The following is a 16,985-nucleotide window of genomic DNA, read 5'->3' on the forward strand; positions in this document are numbered from 1 at the left end:
CCGTACGTCCGTCTTGTAAGCCGGCGCAAGCCGGGGTCGTCCTCCTTCACGTTTACCCCGGTCGCGCGCCGGGCACATCGGCAATCGTGCAGGCGCCTACCGACCGGGTCGGACTCAGCGAGTTCTTCGACCGCTACGGCACCGCTCTGACCAGCGGAGACGTGGTCGCCATCGCGAACTGCCACGCGCTGCCGGGGATGGTGGTCGCCGATGCTTACAGCTTCACTTTCGCCACGCCGGCCGCCGTCGCGCTGTCGTTCCTCGGCGCAGCCCCCAGCTACGAGGAGCGTCAGATCGTGGCGGCGCACGCTCAGTTGCTCGACGTGCAGGCGTTGTCGCCGGCGCTGAGCCTGGTGTCGGTCGAGTGGGAATACCTGGATTCGCGGGGAAATGCGGTGCCGGGGGAGAGTTACAGCTATCTGCTGCGGCTTGGCGCCGATGGGCCAAGAATCACCACGGTCATCGCCAGGCGCTGAAACTGTCGGGCCCTGGTGCGAGTATGGCCAGGTGATCAGCTCTCCCGACGTCGCGGTGATCCACTACCAGCGGCCCGCCGGCGACTATGCCGGCTGGGGCCTGCACGCCTGGGAAGGCGCGATCACCAAACCCGACTGGCGCCGCCCGCTCAGCCCCGCGTCGTTCGACGAATTCGGCGCCGTCTTCTCGGTTCCCGTACGCGACGACGCCATCGGCCTGCGTTTCGTGCTCCACCGCGGCGACGAGAAAGATCTGCCCGACGACCAGCGGCTCGATCTCACCGTGGCCCGTGAGGTCTGGCTGCGCGCCGGTGAAGCCCACCCCGTGCGCCCCTCGCTCGGCAGCCTCGGCCCCGAGCTCGACCGGGCCCGCGCGTTCGCCGTCTTCGTCGACCGCACCACGATCGCCCTGCCCGCCTGGCTCGCCGAGCGCGCGGTCACGTTCTCGCTGCTCGGCGAGGTCGCCGTCCCGCTCACCGCGCGTCCGGGCGGGCTCTTCCAGGCCCAGAGCCGCCGGTTCCCCCACCTGCGGGCCTACCGCGCCTTCTCCGTACGCGAGATGGGCGACGCCGCCCTGGGCGAGCTGCTCCGCGGCCCGGTGCTGGTCGAGGGCCGCGATGCCGGGGGCCAGGTCACCGCGCTGACCGCCGTGCAGCTTCCCGGCGTGCTCGACGACCTGTACGCCGACGCCGCCGACGCCGAGCTGGGCCTGATCCTCCTCGACGAGCGCCCGCGGCTGGCGGTGTGGGCGCCCACGGCCCGCACGATCGAGCTCGAGCTGTTCAAGACCCCGGACGACGAGCCGCGCCTGGTGCCGATGGAAAGGGACGCGCTGACCGGCGTCTGGTCGGCCGCGCTCAAGCCGAAGTGGCTGGGCCGCTACTACCGCTACCGGGTCGAGGTGTGGCACCCGTCGGCCCAGCGCGTGGTCACCACCAGCGTCACCGATCCGTACTCGCTGGCCCTGGCCACCGACTCCACCCACAGCCTGCTCGTCGACCTGGCCGACCCCGCGCTGAAGCCGTTCGGCTGGGAATCACTGGCCAAGCCGCCCGCCGTCGCGCCGGCCCGCATGCAGATCAGCGAGGTGTCGGTCCGCGACTTCTCGATCTTCGACCACTCGCTGCCGCCGGCCGAGCGGGGCACGTACGCGGCCTTCACCCGGCCCGGCTCGGCCTCGATGAGCCACCTCGGCTCGCTGGCCGAGGCCGGGCTGACCCACGTGCACCTGCTGCCGGCGTTCGACTTCGGCAGCGTGCCCGATCGCCGCGCCGACCAGGCCACCCCCGACTGCGACCTGGCCGCCCTGCCGCCCGACTCGCCCGAGCAGCAGCGCGCCGTCATGGCGGTCGCCGCGTCCGACGGGTTCAACTGGGGCTACGACCCGTGGCACTACACGGCCCCCGAGGGCAGCTTCGCCGTCGACCCGGCCGGGCCGTCCCGCATCCTCGAGTTCCGCCGCATGGTGGCCGCCCTCAACGCCGCCGGCCTGCGCGTGGTCATGGACGTCGTCTACAACCACACCATGGGCGACGGGCTCGACCGGTTCAGCGTCCTCGACCGGATCGTCCCGGGTTACTACCACCGCCTGCTGGCCGACGGCTCGACCGCCGAGTCCACCTGCTGCCCCAACACCGCGCCCGAGCACATGATGATGAGCCGCCTGGTCGTCGACTCCGTGGTCACCTGGGCCCGCGAATACCGGGTCGACGGCTTCCGCTTCGACCTCATGGGCCACCACCCGCGGGCCAACATCCTCGAGGTCCGCGTCAACCTCGACCACCTGCCCGACGGCCGCGACATCTGTCTCTACGGCGAGGGCTGGGACTTCGGCGAGGTCGCCGGCAACGCCCGGTTCACCCAGGCCACCCAGGTCAACATGGCCGGCACCGGCGTCGGCACGTTCAACGACCGGCTGCGCGACGCGGCCCGCGGCGGCGGCTCGTTCGGCGACCCGGGCGTGCCCGGCTTCGCCACCGGGCTCGGCTCGTCGACCCCGCTGCACGTGCACGACCAGATCAAGGTGGGCCTGGCCGGCGGCCTGGCCACCTACCGCTTCACCACCCACACCGGGGCCGAGCACAGCGGCGCCCAGGTCGACTACAACGGTTCGCCCAGCGGCTACGCGCAGTCCCCGGGCGAGACGATCAACTACGTCGACGCCCACGACAACGAGATCCTGTACGACGCGATGGCGTTCAAACTGCCGATCACGACTGCCCCCGTCGACCGGGCCCGGCTCCAGGTCTTGGCGCTGTCGCTGGTGGTGCTGGGGCAGGGCGCCGGCTTCGTCGCGATGGGTAGCGAGCGGCTTCGCTCCAAGTCGCTCGACCGCAACTCGCACAACTCCGGCGACTGGTTCAACCAGATCCGCTGGGACCCGGCCCTCGGCAACGGCTTCGGCCTGGGCCTGCCGCCGGCCGGCGAGAACGAGGACCAGTGGCCCCGTGCCCGCCCGTTGCTGGCCGAACCGTCCCTGGTGCCGCCGCCCGACGTCATCGAGCTGACCGCTGAGCGCTACCGCGAGCTGCTGCGCATTCGCTGCTCCTCCCCGGTGTTCGGCCTGCCCACGGCCGAAGAGGTGCAGCGCCGGGTGGCGTTCCCGCTCGGTGGCCCGGGCGAGACCCCCGGCGTGATCGTGATGTGTCTCGACGGCACCGGCCTCGACCCGAAGTGGAGTCAGCTTGTCGTCGTCTTCAACGCGACCGACGAGTCCACCGTCCAGGCCGTCCCCGGTGTCTCCGAGAGCCTGCACCCCCACCCCGAGCTGGCCCGATCGGCCGACCCGCTGGTGCGTACGGCCAAGGCGGCCGCCGGCAACCTGACCGTCCCGGCCCGCTCGGTGGCCGTCTTCGTGGCCGACGCCGCCTGAGGTTCGGCTGTGAGTCGCCTCCCGGATGGCTGTGGGGGGTCGCGCTCGGCCTCGCACTGGGAAAGGATGGGAGCCGGGGAAGGGGTGTGCTGTTGCGCGAGGTTAATTACGACGACCGGCAACATCTGGTCTATGCGCGGGCTCGCGCGTTGACCCCCGACAGGCTGGCCGAGTGGCTGCGCGTGTTCGCGCGGCATGCTCCCGCCCGGCGCCCGCTCGAAGTGCTCGACCTCGGCTCCGGCACCGGCCGCTTCACCCCGGCCCTGGCCGCCGAGTTCGGCGGTCCCGTGTGGGGGGTCGAGCCGTCCGAGCACATGCGAGCCGTCGCCGGCGAACACGGCGACCAGCCGGGCGTCAGCTACCTGTCCGGCTCCGCCACCGAGATCCCGCGGCCCGACGAGAGCTGCGACCTCGTTCTGCTGTTCCTGGTGCTGCATCACGTCCGCGACCACGCGGCCGCGGCGGCCGAGATCGCCCGCGTGCTGCGGCCCGGCGGCCGGGTGCTGATCCGCAGCCTGTTCCCCGACCGCATGCCCGAGCTGCCGTGGTACAGCTACTTCCCCGGGGCCCGGCTCATCGACGAACAGGTCTTCCCGCGGATGGACCCGTTGCTCGACACGTTCGCCTCGGCCGGGCTGAGGTTCGTGACGGTCGAACGGGTGCAGGAACGCATCGCCGACAGCCTGGCCGACTACGAGCACCGGTTGAAGCTGCGTGGATCGTCCACGTTCGAGCGGCTGACCGAGCTCGAGATCATCGAGGGGTTCGACGCGCTCGAGGCAGCGGTGCGGGCCGAGCGCCGGCCGCGGCCGGTCGAGGAGGAAAGCGATCTGCTCGTCCTGGAAAGGACTAGCTGAGCGCCGCAGCCTTCCGGACGAGGACGGCCCGCTCCCGGGCGTTGCCACAGAGCCGGGCGGCCAGCTCCAGCTCGGCGCGGGCCTCGGCCGTGCGGCCCAGCCGGCTGAGCAGCTCGCCCCGCACACTCGGCAACAGATACGAGCCGGGCAGCCGGTCCTGGGCGACCAGCTCGTCGACCATCAGCAGGGCCGGGGCCGGGCCGCCGGCCATGGCCACCGCCACCGCGCGGTTCAGCTCGACGATCGGCGACGGCGCGACCCGGCCCAGGGCCTCGTAGAGCAGCACTATGCGTTCCCAGTCGGTCTCGGCGACCGAGGCGGCGGTGGCATGGCCGGCGGCTATCGCGGCCTGCAACCCGTACGGGCCGAGGCCGCGACCGGCCGCAGTGGCCTGAGCCAGCGCCGCCAGGCCGCGGCGGATCGCCGAGCGGTCCCAGCGCCGGCGATCCTGGTCCTCGAGCAGGATCGCCGAACCGTCCGGGGCGGTGCGGGCCGGGAAGCGCGCCGCGGTCAGTTCGCACAGGGCGATCAACCCGAACACCTCGGGCTCGCCGGGCAGCAGCGCGGCCAGCGTCCGGGCCAGCCGGACAGCCTCGTAGGCCAGGTCGGTGCGGAGCAGGCTGTCGCCCGTCGTCGCCGTCGAGCCCTCGGTGAAGATGACGTAGAGGACGCTGAGGACGCCGCCGAGCCGTTCCCTGCGGTCGGCCGACGGCGGCACCTCGAACGGCACCCGGGCGGCCGCGATCGTCTTCTTGGCCCGGGTCACCCGGGCCTGGATCGTCGCCACCGGCACCAGGAACGCCCGCGCGATCTCCTCGGTGGACAGACCGCCGACCGTACGCAGGGTGAGCGCCACCCGGGCCTCGGGCGAGAGCACCGGGTGGCAGGCGACGAACATCAGCGCCAGCACGTCGTCGTCGATCCGGTCCGGGTCCCACAGGTGACCGTCGCCGCCGTCGGTGTCCTCGGACGCCAGCAGCGCGTACTTCTCGTCCCGGACGGCCCGGCGGCGGAAGCTGTCGATCGCCCGCCGCCGGGCCGTGTTCAGCAGCCAGCCCACCGGGTTGGCCGGCTCACCGTCGCGCGGCCAGCAGACGAGAGCCTCGGCCACCGCCTCCTGAGCCACGTCCTCGGCCAGTTCCAGGTCGCCGCCGGTGTAGCGGGTGAGCGCACCGACGATGCGAGCCGACTCGATGCGCCAGACAGCCTCGAGTGAGGTCACAGCTGGCCGGTCTGCTCGCGCCAGGCCCGCTCCTTCTTGATCCACTCGTTGTCCTGCGGGAACTCGTCGATGCCGGGGACCCGGCGGATCTCCGTCTTCGAACCGGGGAAGGCCGGGATGCGCTTGGCCCACTCGACCGCCTCCTCCTTGGAGGCGACGTCGAGGATGTAGAAGCCGCCGAACAGCTCCTTGGTCTCGCCGTAGGGGCCGTCGGTGACCACCGGGGTGTCGCCGGTGTGATCGACGACCACGCTCTGCGCCGCGTCCTCCAGGCCCTCGGCCGCCACCAGGACGCCGGCCTTGATCAGCTCGTCGTTGAAGCGGCCCATCGTCTCGAGCATGTCGTCGAACGACGCGTCGATCATCTTCGTCAGGGACTCGTCGCTGTTCCGCATGATCAGCATGTACTTCGCCATGGTGACGTTCTCCTCGGTATCCGATCCGGTCGCTCGTCGACCTTCTCATCCCCAGGTCGAACGGGCGCGCCCCCGATCGACACGGCCCGCGACAAATCTCGGGGGTGCGTCGTTGCGTTACATTGCGTATCGATTTTCGGTGAGGGGAGACGTTGTGCGGGTGCAATGGGCCTTGGGTGGCATCGCTCTGGTGGCGCTGATCGGCGGGTGCACGTCGTCGTCGGATGACGCCAAGACTGCCCCGGTCGCGCCGGCGTCGCCGCCGGCGTGGACCGAGCCTGCGGCGTACTCCTATGTGCTGGCCCGGGGCTGCGACGCGGCCACGCCGACCGGCCGGTACCAGGTGGACGTGAAGTCGGGGGCGGTCGCCGCGTCGAAGCGGCTGGACGCCACCTCGGTGAAGCCGTCGGACGGGGACGAGGCGGATCTGGGCCCCGCCACCGGTGACACCGGGGAGGAGATCGAGGCCTTCACGCTCAAGGAGCTGCTCGAGATGGCCCAGACCGCGGCCGACGACGGCGGACAGGTCACCAAGGCGTTCGACAACGCCGACGGCCACCCGGTGAAGGTGACCATCGACGTCGGTTCCGGCCCGGAGTGCTGGAACGTCAGCGACTACAAGCTTTAGGGCGGGATCCGGTTCCCCCGGCAGGCCGCCCGGACGGTCAGCCGGGGAGTCGCGGACCGGCTTCGCGCTGCGCGGCCATCCACGTCTCGACCTCGGCCGAGGAGCGGGGCAGGCCGGCTGAGAGGTTCCGGCAGCCGTCCGCGGTGACCAGCACGTCGTCCTCGATGCGGACGCCGACGCCCCGCAACTCGGCCGGGACCAGGTCGTCTTCCGGCTGGAAGTAGAGACCGGGCTCGACGGTCAGCACGTAGCCCTCCTGCAGGGGGCCGTCACGGTAGGTCTCGTTGCGGGCGTTGTTGCAGTCGTGCACGTCGATGCCGAGCATGTGGCCGAAGCCGTGCAGCGTCCAGCGGCGGTAGACGGTGCTCTTCTCGTCCATCGCCTCGTCGACGCTGACCGGCAGCAGGCCGAGGTCGGCGAGGCCCTCGGCGAGCACCCGCATGCAGGTCTTGTGCACGTCCTTGAACAGCACGCCCGGCCTGATCGCGTCCATGCCGGCCTGCTGTGAGGCGTGCACGATGTCGTACACCTGGCGCTGGAGCGGGGTGAAGCGGCCGTTCACCGGCACCGTGCGGGTCACGTCGGCGGTGTAGAAGTTGTGGCCCTCGACGCCCATGTCCATGAGCAGCAGCTCGCCCGGCGTGGTGGTGCCGGTGTTACGTACCCAGTGCAGGATCGTCGCGTGGGCGCCGGCCCCGACGATCGAGCCGTAGCCGACGTCGTTGCCGTCGTGCCGGGCGCGCAGGCCGAAGACGCCCTCGAGCAGGCGTTCCTTCACTCCGCGGTCGGCCGGCAGCACGCGGGTCACGTCTTCGAAGCCGCGGACGGTGGCGTCGGTCGCGGCCTGGAGCTGGGCGATCTCCCACTCGTCCTTGATCAGCTTGAGCTCGCTGAGCACCCAGGCCAGTTCGCGGTCGCGCGGCTTCTCGCGGTCGGGCTCGTAGGCGAGCACGGTGCGGTCGACATTCGGGTCGAGGCCGCGCAGCACCCGCGTACGCCCCGGGGCGGAACCGGCCAGAGCCGCGCCCAGCTCACCCAGCGAGGCCGTCTCGACGCCGAGCTCGGTCGACTTCTCGGCCAGGGTGTGGGTGCGGCCGACCCAGAGCTCGCCGTTGCGGCTGCGGAAGAAGGCGTCGGTGTCCTTCGAGTTGCGCTGGTGGGTGTAGAGCACAGCGTCGTGACCGGAGCCGCTGGGGCGCAGCACGAGCACGCTGTCGGGGTCGCGGTCGCCGGTCAGGTAGACGAAGTCGCTGCCCGGGCGGAACGGGTAGTCGGTGTCGTTGGCCCGGACCTTCTCGTTGCCGGACGGGATGATCAGCGTCTCGCCGGGGAAGGCCTCGGAGAGCGCGTTGCGCCGTTTGGCGTAGTTGGGCGCCTCGGGCAGCGGGCTGACGGCCAGCGGGTCCTCCCGCCACCCGGACCGCATGAACTGCAGGAAGGCCTCGGGGAAGGCAGGGTCGTGGGATTCCGTCTTGGCTGCGGGTTGCGCAGCCTTCTGCTCGGCCATCGTGGCGCCTCCGATCGTGTGACCCCGACGTTACCGCCTTCCCCTGACACTCAGCGCCGCGGCAGGGTCAGACAGGCCACCCGGGGTCCGGCGGTGCCGGCGACACCGGCGGCGGTCTTGGTCTGCTGCGCGTGCAGGATCAGCGACCGGGCCGAGCGGCCGGCCGGGAACGTCCAGCCCTGCACGGTCGACACGGTCGCGGTGCCGTAGCCGTCGGCGCTGAAATCGAGCCACACCTCGTTCCGCGGGTTGGCGTAGGACGGGTCGACCGACGGGGTCTTCGGGTCCTTCTGGTGCTGGTAATGCGGGCCGGCCTGGTCGGGCACGGCGGTGCACGGCTCGGTGTGCAGGTGGGCCCCGTACGCGCGCCGGGGGATCAGTCCGGCCGCCTCCAGCCGTACCTCGGTGGTCCTGGGCATCTGGGCGACCGCGACCGTGGCCGTCGCGCCCGGCGGAACCACTGCGGGGTCGTAGGTGATCGCCGTCGCGCCCGGCCGGAACGGCAGGAACGTGCCGGTGGCGACCGTGTCGGGCGCCCACGAGGCCGAGGGGGCGGGGCTGGGCGAGCCCTGGTAGAGCGTCCAGGCCGAGGCGGAGGTGATCATCGAGGTGGACGTGGTGGGCCCGATCGGCACCGAGTTCGCGCAACCAGTGATCATGAACAGAGGAACGGTGAGGGCGAGCGCGCGTGAGAACATCCGGCGATCATCCCAAATATGGACATATTGCGCGAGCACTGGCGTGGCGCGTGCCGGAACGCGAGGCTGGTCCCACCACGACACAGGAGGCATGGCATGGGCTACGCGGTGGTGCTCGGCGAGGCGCTGATCGACCTTCAGGAGGCCGAGCGCGACGGTGAAGTGGTCTACCGCCAGGCCATCGGGGGCGCGCCACTCAACGTCGCGGTGGGGGCGACCCGGCTCGGCGGCCAGGTGCAGTACGTCGGCTCGCTGAGCGACGACGTGCTGGGCAACCGGCTCGCCGTGTTCCTCACGGAGCGCGGCGTCGGCACGGCCGGCGTCAAGCGGGTCGCCGTGCCGACCACGCTGGCCGTCACCACGTTCGTGGGCGCAGAACCGACCTTCACGTTCTACGGCGAGCCGCCGTCCTACGCGCTGCTCGGCCCGGCCGACCTCGACACGGCCATGGTGAGCGGGGCCGACGTGCTCTACACGGGCTCGATCTGCCTGCTGCGCGAGCCGTTCCGGGCCGCAGCCCGGGCCGCGTGGGCGGTGCCCGGGCCGCTGCGCGTCTTCGACCCCAACGCCCGGCCCACCCTGCTGCCGGACGGCGCCGCCGTGACCCACCTGCGGGAGCTCTCCGAGGAGTTCTTCGCCACCGCCGACCTGGTCAAGCTGAGCGCCGCCGACGCCGAGGTGCTCTACGACGGGGCGACGCCCGAGCAGGCGGCCGAGCGCATCCGCGGCCTGGGCGCCAGGGCCGTCGTCGTCACGTGGGGCTCGAAGGGGGCGTACGTGTCGGCCGGCGAGGGCGCGGTGATGCTGCCCGCGCCCAAGGTCGACGCGGCCGACGCCACCGGCGCCGGCGACTCGGTGATGGGCGCGCTGGTGCGCCGCCTGCTCGCCGACGGCCTGCCCAAAGACCTGGACGGCTGGCAGCGCAACGTGCGCTTCGCCCTCGCGGTGGCCGGCCTGGTCTGCGAGCGCCGCGGCGGCGCCGTGGCCATGCCGACCAACGAAGAGGTGACCGCCCGGTGGGGCACGCTCAGCTGAGGGTCTTCTCGATGAAGCGCTGACGGTCGAGCATCATCCGCTCGACCAGCACCTCGGCCGCCAGCGTCTCGCCCATCCGCACGACGACCTCGAAATACAGCTTGCGGCCCTCGGCCTTGGCCAGCGTGGCCAGCGCGTGCACCGAGCCGCCGACCGGCGTGGGCACCAGGTGGTTGATCTCGGCCCGGACGCCGACCGTGGTGAGACCGCCCGGCAGGTGCCGGGCGGTGGCGGCGACGGTGGCGGCCTCGGCCAGCGCCAGCACCCGCGGCGTGGCCAGCACCGGCACGTCACCCGACCCGAGCGCCTGCGCGGTGTCGGCATCGGTGACGGTCAACTCGACCCGGGCGCTGAGACCGGGCGGGAATTCCGGAAGCTCCATGCCAAGAGCTTAGGGCTTATAAGCCCTAGGGCTGTGCGGGCGACTGCCAATACGCCTCGGGGGTGGCGGTGTCCGGCTTGCGCGCCTGCCGGGCCCGCACGGCGAGTTCGGCGGCCAGCGCGTACGCCTCGGCGAGGTCGCGATCCTTGGCCTGCCCGGACCGGCCGCGCGCGGTGTCGGCGTACACGGTGGCCAGGCCCAGCATCCGCTGCAGGGGGCCCTGCACGACCCGGACGCTCTGCAGCCGCGCGTACGGCACCAGGTGCATCTCGCGCGTCAGCAGCCCCCACCGGGTCACCAGCACCTCGGGTGTCAGCCCGACGCCGATCGACCGCAGCGCGATCGGGTTGAGCCAGCGCGCCCGCTTCGGCGGCGGCGAGGTTGCCAGCGCGGCCAGGTCGACGCCGGGCAGCACCTCCCACACCAGGGAGCGGGCGGTGTCGAACTCGCCCACCGGCAGCAGGCGGTCGGAGCGCTTCGCGTCGCCGCCCTCGCCCGCGTAGCCGGCCACGGCCAGCCGCAGGTGCAGCCAGCCCTGCCCGCGCCAGAGCAGCGGCCACGTCGCGCCGACCGCCTGCACCCGGTTGAGCGGCACGATCTGGCTGCGCGTCTCGAGCAGCCCGTAGCGCACCATGAGCCTTTCCTCGGGGTCGCGGGCCAGGCGGAAGTCCCAGTCCTGCAGCACCCGCCGCACCGGCTGCAGCAGCACGCCGGCCATCGCCGTCATCGTGCTGGCGATGCCGACGAAGGTCCACGACCCCTCCATCACGAACTGGAGCACCACGAACGCCACGCCGACGGGCAGGAAGAAGGCCTGCGGGGTGAGCAGCTGGCTGACGACCAGGTCGCGGTTCCTGACCCGCAGCAATGGGCGTTCGAAGGCGGGGGCGACGGGCGCCGCGTCTGCGGGCTGGTCGGTGGGTTGCGCTGCTGCCTGCGTACGACCGGCGAGCGCGAGAAGCCGCTGCCGGAGCGCCGATGCCTCGCGCACCGTCAGGTAGGCCAGCGGCGCCTCGGTCTTGCCCCCACCGATCACCTCGAGGCGCAGCTCGGCCAGCCCGGTCAGCTGGGCCAGCAACGGCCGCCGCAGCTCCACCGCCTGCAGCCGTTCGAGCGGGATGGCCCGGTTGCGCCGCCAGATCACGCCGTCGGTGATGCGCAGCTCGCGACCGACCACCTGGTAGCCCGTGGTCAGCCAGCCGAAGATCGAGAAGACCACCACGGCGACCGCGATGACGGCCACCACCAGCGCGAACCGTTCGAGACCGACCTGCGACAGCGTCTGCCAGGAGAGGGCCGCCACGACCACGGCGATGCTCTTGGCGCCGTGCAGCACCGGGCTGAGCGGGTGCAGCCGGCGGCGCGGCTCGGCGACGGCGGCCTCGGGCGGCGCGGTCGGTTGCGGGGGACCGGTGGCGGTCACAGGCCCTCGGCCCGGTCCTCGCCGAGCGTGGTGAGCCGGTCGCGCAGGCGAGCCGCCTCGGCCGGCGGGAGCCCGGGGATCTGCGCGTCGCTGGCCGCCGCGGCGGTGTGCAGCTGCACCGTGGCCAGCCCGAAGGCGCGTTCGAGGGGACCGGCCGTGACATCGACGAACTGCATGCGCGCGTACGGGACGATGGAGAGCCGCCGGACCAGCAGGCCGTGCCGGACCAGAAGATCCTGATCGCGTTCGGCGTAGCCCCAGGCGCGCACGGCCCGGACGGTGACGAACGAGCGCCAGATCGCGTTGACCACGACCAGGGCGATGCCGAGCCGCCACAGCCAGTGGCCCTGGAGCACCAGGCCGACGCAGAGGCCGGCAACCACGATCACCGTCCAGCTCCAGCGGACGATCAGCTCCACTGTGATCAGCTTCGGGGAGACCGAACGCCATTCGACGGTGTCGGGCCAGGGGGTCAGGGCGTCGACGGTCACCCCTTGAGCCTAGGAGATGCTCGCATCGGTTGCTGTACCGAAGGGCGTCACTTCGCGCAGGAATCCCCGGACCTCGAGGAATTGGCCCAGCGTGACGCGGTGGTCGTCGCAGGCCAGCCAGGTTTTGCGGTAGTCCGGGGTGTGCAGCTTGGGGTTGTTCCACTGAAGCTGCCAGGTCGCGTCGGCGCGACAACCTTTGGCGGAGCACTGAGGCTCAGCGGGGCCATTCATAACGGGCTGAGCAGGGCCATCCATGTGCCTAAGAGTATGAGCGCCGGGCGACCACGGGGGAAGTCGCCCGGCGACGGGGACGATGTTACACGCTTCGGGACGCCGCGCATCCTCCCCGCGGAGGTGCCCGATCCGGCGTATCGCGCAGAAAGATCAAAGCCTGTGGACCATGGTCAGGCGCACCGGCGGAGCGTAATGCGACACCAGAAGCACGCTCTCAGGCCGGTCGTGTAAGGCTTGAGCGTCGGCAATGTCTTTTCGACCCGCTGTGGAGGACTGGTGGCGCAGCCGCTCACGCCCGAGACCGAGACTCACCCCGGTGCCGGTGCGCCCGTGCCCCCGGCACAGGACGCGTCCCAGCTCGAGCGGGCGATGTTCGAGGTCAAGCGGGTGATCGTCGGCCAGGACAGGATGGTCGAGCGCATGTTCGTGGCGCTGCTCGCGCGCGGGCACTGCCTGCTCGAGGGCGTGCCCGGCGTGGCCAAGACGCTCGCGGTCGAGACGCTGGCCCGGGTGGTCGGCGGCTCGTTCTCGCGCGTCCAGTTCACCCCCGACCTGGTTCCGGCCGACATCGTCGGCACCCGGATCTACCGTCAGTCCAGCGAGAAGTTCGACGTCGAGCTGGGCCCGGTGTTCGTCAACTTCCTGCTCGCCGACGAGATCAACCGGGCCCCGGCCAAGGTGCAGTCGGCGCTGCTCGAGGTCATGGCCGAACATCAGGTGTCGATCGGCGGGCAGACCCACGAGGTGCCCACGCCGTTCCTGGTCATGGCCACCCAGAACCCGATCGAGCAGGAGGGTGTCTACCCGCTGCCCGAGGCCCAGCGCGACCGCTTCCTCATGAAGATCCTGGTCGGCTATCCCACCGACGCCGAGGAACGCGAGATCGTCTACCGGATGGGCGTGAGCGCCCCCGAACCCAAGACGGTCTTCACCACCGAAGACCTGCTCGGCCTGCAGCGCCGCGCCGACCAGGTCTTCGTGCACAACGCCCTGGTCGACTACACGGTCCGGCTGGTGCTGGCCACCCGCGCCCCGGCGCAGCACGGCATGCCCGACGTGGCCCAGCTGATCCAGTACGGGGCCAGCCCGCGCGCCTCGCTGGGCATCGTCCGCGCGACCCGGGCCCTGGCCCTGCTGCGCGGCCGCGACTACGCGCTCCCGCAGGACGTGCAGGACATCGCGCCCGACATCCTGCGCCACCGCCTGGTGCTCAGCTACGACGCGCTGGCCGACGACATCCCGGCCGACCACATCGTCGCCCGCATCATGCAGAGCGTCCCGCTGCCCTCGGTGGCGGCCCGGCAGGGCACGTCGCCCAACGGCACCCACCCGGTCGCCCCCGTCAGCGGCGGGCCGCAGCCCCACGCCCCGCAGTCCGGTGCGGTATGGCCGGCACAGCACTAGGCGGCGAGGCCGGCACGGCCCGGGCCGAGGCCGTCCTCTCCCGCCTCCAGCTTCTGGTCACCCGCAAACTCGACGGGCTGCTCCAGGGCGACTACGCGGGCCTGCTGCCCGGCCCCGGCAGCGAGGCCGGCGAGTCCCGGGAATACCGTCCGGGCGACGACGTGCGCCGCATGGACTGGCCGGTCACGGCTCGCACCACTCTGCCGCACGTGCGCCGCACGGTCGCCGACCGCGAGCTCGAGACGTGGATGGCGATCGACCTGAGCGCCAGCCTCGACTTCGGCACCGCGAAATACCTGAAGAGCGATCTGGTGCTGGCCGCCGCCACGGCGATGGCCCACCTGACCGTACGCGGGGGAAACAGGATCGGCGCGGTCGTCGGCACCGGCTCCGGCGTCGCGAAGTCGCCGGGCCGCTTCCGGCGTCGTACGGCCGAAGCCCCGCCCGCCGCGCCCGTGATCCGCCTGCCCGCCCGGCCCGGGCGCAAGGAGGCCCAGGGTCTGCTGCGGGCGATCGCCGGCACGCAGATCCGGCCCGGGCGCACCGACCTCGGCGCCCTGATCGACCTGCTCAACCGGCCGCCCCGCCGCCGCGGGGTGGCCGTCGTGATCTCCGACTTCATGGCGCCGGTCGACGGCTGGTCCCGGCCTGTCCGCAAGCTCGGCGTCCGGCACGACGTGCTCGCCATCGAGGTCGTCGACCCCCGCGAGCTGGAACTGCCCGACGTCGGCGTGCTCGCCCTGGCCGACCCCGAGACCGGCGAACTGCACGAGGTGCAGACCGCCGACGCCAAACTGCGACACCGGTACGCCGAAGCGGCGGCCGAGCAGCGCGGCGCCATCGCCGCCGCCCTGCGCGCGGCCGGCGCCGCCCACCTGCGCCTGCGCACCGACACCGACTGGCTGCTGGACATAGTCCGCTTCGTGGCCGCCCAACGACACGCACGCACCCGGGGGACCACCCGATGATCCGATTCCTCGAGCCGTGGTGGCTCCTGGCGCTGCTGCCGGTGCTGGCCCTGGCCGGCCTCTACACGTGGCGGCAGTTCCGCAAACGCACGTACGCGATGCGGTTCACCAACGTCGACCTGCTACGCACCCTCGCCCCCAAGGGCCTGGGCTGGCGCCGGCACATCTCGGCGGCGGCGTTGCTGCTCTCCCTGCTGACTCTCGGGGCGGCCCTGGCCCGTCCGTCGGTCGACAAGGAACAGCCGCTCGAACGGGCCACGGTGATGCTGGCGATCGACGTGTCGCTCTCGATGGAGGCCGACGACGTGGCCCCCAACCGCATCGAGGCGGCCCAGGAGGCGGCGAAGGCGTTCGTCAACGAACTCCCGCCCACCTACAACCTGGGCCTGGTGTCGTTCGCGAAGGCGGCCAACGTGCTCGTCTCGCCGACCAAGGACCGGTCCGAGGTGATCTCGGCGATCGACGGCCTCACCCTGGCCGAGGCGACCGCCACCGGCGAGGCGGTCTTCACCTCGCTCGACGCGATCCGCTCGGTGCCCGCCGACGGCGCCGCCGGCGCGCCCCCGGCCCGGATCGTGCTGCTGTCGGACGGCTACCGCACGTCGGGCCGCTCGGTCGAGGACGCCGCTACGGCCGCCTCCCAGGCCAACGTGCCGGTGTCGACGATCGCCTTCGGCACGGACGCCGGCGTGGTCGACATCCGCGGGGCCCTGCAGCGGGTGCCGGTCGACCGCTTGTCGTTGCAGCAGCTGGCCGAGAAGACGGAGGGCTACTTCTACGAGGCGGCCTCGGTCAGCGAGCTCAAGCAGGTGTACGAGGACATGGGCAGCTCGATCGGGCACCGCGTGGAGCCCCGCGAGGTGACGCAGTGGTATGCCGGGCTGGCGTTGCTGCTCGGCCTGGCGGCGGCCGGTCTGTCGCTGATCTGGACGTCCCGGCTGCCCTGACCCGCGGTCAGGGCATGCTGTGGGCGAGGACGAACAGGACGACCACGTAGACCGCGGCGACCGTGAAGGTCAGGGGTGCGATGAGGTTCTTCATCGGAGGCTTCTTCCGCTGGTGACCGGGCGTTATCAGCGCACGTCACGTCGCGGCCGGCACCCACGCGTCGTCGTCGCGGCGCACACGACTGAACCCCGGGAACGGGGCGATGCGGGGTTGAGAGAGGTCAGCGGTCAGGCCCGCTGACGGGCGGCCCGGCCACGACTAGGAGGATCGCTATCTCGCACAGCGATCACCTCCAACAAGTCGTTCGGCGTCAGGACCGCCCGGAACTGTACCCCTTAAGACGCTGCTAAGAAACGCGGCCCGGCAAGTCGTGTCGAGGACCACCCGACAGGACGACCCCGGCCACGGCTCGCAACGTGGAACTGCCCGGCACGAGATAGCAGTCGTGCCCGGCGACACCGTCGGTGGGCAGGGCGTACGCGCCGAAGTCAGGCGACGTGGGCCGGCGCCCCAGCCCCAGCCCCAGCACGCGAACCTGCGGAATGCGGCGGATCCAATCGGTCGGGGCGAGCGCCGACCAGACCCGCGCGCCACCGAGCTCGCCGGCCCGGTCGACGCCGATGCCGGGCGCGCCGAGCGTGACGACGTCGGCCACCTCAGGCAGATCCTTGGCGGCGAGCCCGGCGACGATGGACCCGTAGCTGTGGCCGATCAGGGTGACGTGTTTCTCGGGCAGCAGGTCGCGCACGAAGGTGGTGAGAGCGGCGGCGCCGTCGCGGGCGCGGCCCTCGGTGGCGGCGGCCAGACCGATGCCGTCGGGCGCGTCGTAGCCGAGCCAGGCGATGACGGCGGTGTGCGGGTCGCGCTTGGCGAGCAGGTCGTGCAGGGCGCGGGCCTGCACCCCGGGAGCACGCCGGGGCACGCCACCGAGTCCCCGGTCGAAGTCGGTGAGTGTGGTGTCGACACCGGGAATCAGGACGGCGACCCGGGTGGCGGTCCCGAGGTCGCCGAGAACCTCGGCGGCGCGGCCGTGGCCGGCCGGGTCGAAGAAGAGGAAGTGGCGGCCCTGAGCGGCCCAGGTGGCGTAGGGGCAGCCGGCGGCGAGCATGCGGGTCGCGGTCGCGCGGTAGGTGGCGACGAGCGAGACCTGGAACGGGCCGCTGCGGACCGGCACGCCTGTGGACAACGGACGCCACGATTTTCCGGGCTCCGCTAGGCTGCCCACCCTGGGTGGGGCGGCGGCGTCGTCGGCGTTGGCGGCGGGGTTGGTGTCGGACGTTTGGCGTGGGCGCGCGGGGATTGGCAGCGCGAGGGCGGCGAAGCTGATCAGGACGATCGCGAGCGGCAGGATTCGCATGGCCGCAGCGTCGGGCCGAGGTGTCCCTCGGCACGTCACACCAGGGACCGCAATCGCGAGTGCCACC

General features: G+C 72.0%; 16 protein-coding genes and 1 pseudogene. 8 read left to right on the forward strand and 9 right to left on the reverse strand.

Annotation, left to right across the window (positions count from 1 at the left end):
* Positions 1 to 86: 86 nt before the first annotated feature.
* The 3 genes and pseudogenes from LXN57_RS27895 to LXN57_RS27905 all read left to right on the forward strand — a co-directional run bounded on the left by LXN57_RS27895 (position 87) and on the right by LXN57_RS27905 (position 4,205).
* On the forward strand, positions 87 to 476 hold the full coding sequence (locus tag LXN57_RS27895; RefSeq protein ID WP_251801185.1) for a DUF6841 family protein: 390 nt from the start codon (positions 87 to 89) through the stop codon (positions 474 to 476).
* A 46-nt stretch (positions 477 to 522) separates the two neighbouring features.
* Positions 523 to 3,348 (forward strand): annotated as a pseudogene (pulA, locus tag LXN57_RS27900) (pullulanase-type alpha-1,6-glucosidase); the annotation flags it as partial.
* Between the two features lie 92 nt (positions 3,349 to 3,440).
* Positions 3,441 to 4,205: a class I SAM-dependent methyltransferase gene (locus LXN57_RS27905; RefSeq protein WP_251801186.1), complete on the forward strand. Its 765-nt coding sequence runs from the start codon at positions 3,441 to 3,443 to the stop codon at positions 4,203 to 4,205.
* On the opposite strand, the gene LXN57_RS27910 is transcribed toward LXN57_RS27905, so the two are convergent.
* Together LXN57_RS27910 and LXN57_RS27915 are read right to left on the reverse strand one after the other, a co-directional pair.
* On the reverse strand, positions 4,198 to 5,427 hold the full coding sequence (locus LXN57_RS27910; RefSeq protein WP_251801187.1) for an RNA polymerase sigma factor: 1,230 nt from the start codon (positions 5,425 to 5,427) through the stop codon (positions 4,198 to 4,200). The two genes, LXN57_RS27905 and LXN57_RS27910, sit on opposite strands and share 8 nt — an antisense overlap.
* Positions 5,424 to 5,843 (reverse strand): YciI family protein, encoded by a 420-nt coding sequence (locus tag LXN57_RS27915; protein WP_251801188.1) that lies wholly within the window; start codon positions 5,841 to 5,843, stop codon positions 5,424 to 5,426. Before LXN57_RS27915 ends, LXN57_RS27910 begins: the two co-directional genes overlap by 4 nt.
* 139 nt (positions 5,844 to 5,982) lie before the next feature.
* On the opposite strand from LXN57_RS27915, the gene LXN57_RS27920 reads away from it, so the two are divergent.
* Complete coding sequence (locus tag LXN57_RS27920) at positions 5,983 to 6,471, forward strand: hypothetical protein (protein WP_251801189.1); 489 nt, start codon at positions 5,983 to 5,985, stop codon at positions 6,469 to 6,471.
* A 37-nt stretch (positions 6,472 to 6,508) separates the two neighbouring features.
* Here LXN57_RS27920 and LXN57_RS27925 read toward each other — a convergent pair whose 3' ends face one another.
* Both LXN57_RS27925 and LXN57_RS27930 read right to left on the reverse strand, forming a co-directional pair.
* Positions 6,509 to 7,978 (reverse strand): aminopeptidase P family protein, encoded by a 1,470-nt coding sequence (locus LXN57_RS27925; RefSeq protein WP_251801190.1) that lies wholly within the window; start codon positions 7,976 to 7,978, stop codon positions 6,509 to 6,511.
* A gap of 50 nt (positions 7,979 to 8,028) precedes the next feature.
* Positions 8,029 to 8,676 carry a superoxide dismutase family protein gene (locus LXN57_RS27930; RefSeq protein ID WP_251801191.1) on the reverse strand — a complete coding sequence of 216 codons (648 nt, stop codon included), beginning with the start codon at positions 8,674 to 8,676 and terminating at the stop codon, positions 8,029 to 8,031.
* Between the two features lie 96 nt (positions 8,677 to 8,772).
* Between LXN57_RS27930 and LXN57_RS27935 the strand changes: the two genes are divergently transcribed.
* The gene (locus LXN57_RS27935) at positions 8,773 to 9,711 is read left to right on the forward strand and encodes a carbohydrate kinase family protein (RefSeq protein ID WP_251801192.1); all 939 of its coding nucleotides are present in this window, start codon (positions 8,773 to 8,775) and stop codon (positions 9,709 to 9,711) included.
* On the opposite strand, the gene LXN57_RS27940 is transcribed toward LXN57_RS27935, so the two are convergent.
* From LXN57_RS27940 to LXN57_RS27955, 4 genes are read right to left on the reverse strand one after another with little or no spacing between them, the layout of a single operon-like run.
* The gene (locus LXN57_RS27940) at positions 9,704 to 10,093 is read right to left on the reverse strand and encodes a thioesterase family protein (protein WP_221381750.1); all 390 of its coding nucleotides are present in this window, start codon (positions 10,091 to 10,093) and stop codon (positions 9,704 to 9,706) included. The two genes, LXN57_RS27935 and LXN57_RS27940, sit on opposite strands and share 8 nt — an antisense overlap.
* Positions 10,094 to 10,118: 25 nt before the next feature.
* Complete coding sequence (locus LXN57_RS27945) at positions 10,119 to 11,516, reverse strand: PH domain-containing protein (protein WP_251801193.1); 1,398 nt, start codon at positions 11,514 to 11,516, stop codon at positions 10,119 to 10,121.
* Positions 11,513 to 12,007, reverse strand: a complete 495-nt coding sequence (locus LXN57_RS27950) for a PH domain-containing protein (RefSeq protein ID WP_251801194.1) — start codon at positions 12,005 to 12,007, stop codon at positions 11,513 to 11,515. Before LXN57_RS27950 ends, LXN57_RS27945 begins: the two co-directional genes overlap by 4 nt.
* A 9-nt stretch (positions 12,008 to 12,016) precedes the next feature.
* Positions 12,017 to 12,262 (reverse strand): hypothetical protein, encoded by a 246-nt coding sequence (locus LXN57_RS27955; RefSeq protein ID WP_251801195.1) that lies wholly within the window; start codon positions 12,260 to 12,262, stop codon positions 12,017 to 12,019.
* A gap of 255 nt (positions 12,263 to 12,517) precedes the next feature.
* Between LXN57_RS27955 and LXN57_RS27960 the strand changes: the two genes are divergently transcribed.
* From LXN57_RS27960 to LXN57_RS27970, 3 genes are read left to right on the forward strand one after another with little or no spacing between them, the layout of a single operon-like run.
* Positions 12,518 to 13,645 carry an AAA family ATPase gene (locus tag LXN57_RS27960; protein WP_251801196.1) on the forward strand — a complete coding sequence of 376 codons (1,128 nt, stop codon included), beginning with the start codon at positions 12,518 to 12,520 and terminating at the stop codon, positions 13,643 to 13,645.
* Entirely contained in the window at positions 13,627 to 14,613 is a 987-nt protein-coding gene (locus tag LXN57_RS27965; protein WP_251801197.1) for a DUF58 domain-containing protein, read from the forward strand. Before LXN57_RS27960 ends, LXN57_RS27965 begins: the two co-directional genes overlap by 19 nt.
* Positions 14,610 to 15,560 carry a VWA domain-containing protein gene (locus LXN57_RS27970; RefSeq protein ID WP_251801198.1) on the forward strand — a complete coding sequence of 317 codons (951 nt, stop codon included), beginning with the start codon at positions 14,610 to 14,612 and terminating at the stop codon, positions 15,558 to 15,560. Before LXN57_RS27965 ends, LXN57_RS27970 begins: the two co-directional genes overlap by 4 nt.
* Positions 15,561 to 15,907: 347 nt before the next feature.
* Here LXN57_RS27970 and LXN57_RS27975 read toward each other — a convergent pair whose 3' ends face one another.
* Complete coding sequence (locus LXN57_RS27975; protein WP_251801199.1) at positions 15,908 to 16,918, reverse strand: alpha/beta hydrolase; 1,011 nt, start codon at positions 16,916 to 16,918, stop codon at positions 15,908 to 15,910.
* Positions 16,919 to 16,985: the final 67 nt, after the last annotated feature.

Origin of the sequence: Paractinoplanes hotanensis (genome assembly GCF_023717965.1) — a bacterium.
Taxonomy (GTDB): domain Bacteria; phylum Actinomycetota; class Actinomycetes; order Mycobacteriales; family Micromonosporaceae; genus Actinoplanes; species Actinoplanes polyasparticus.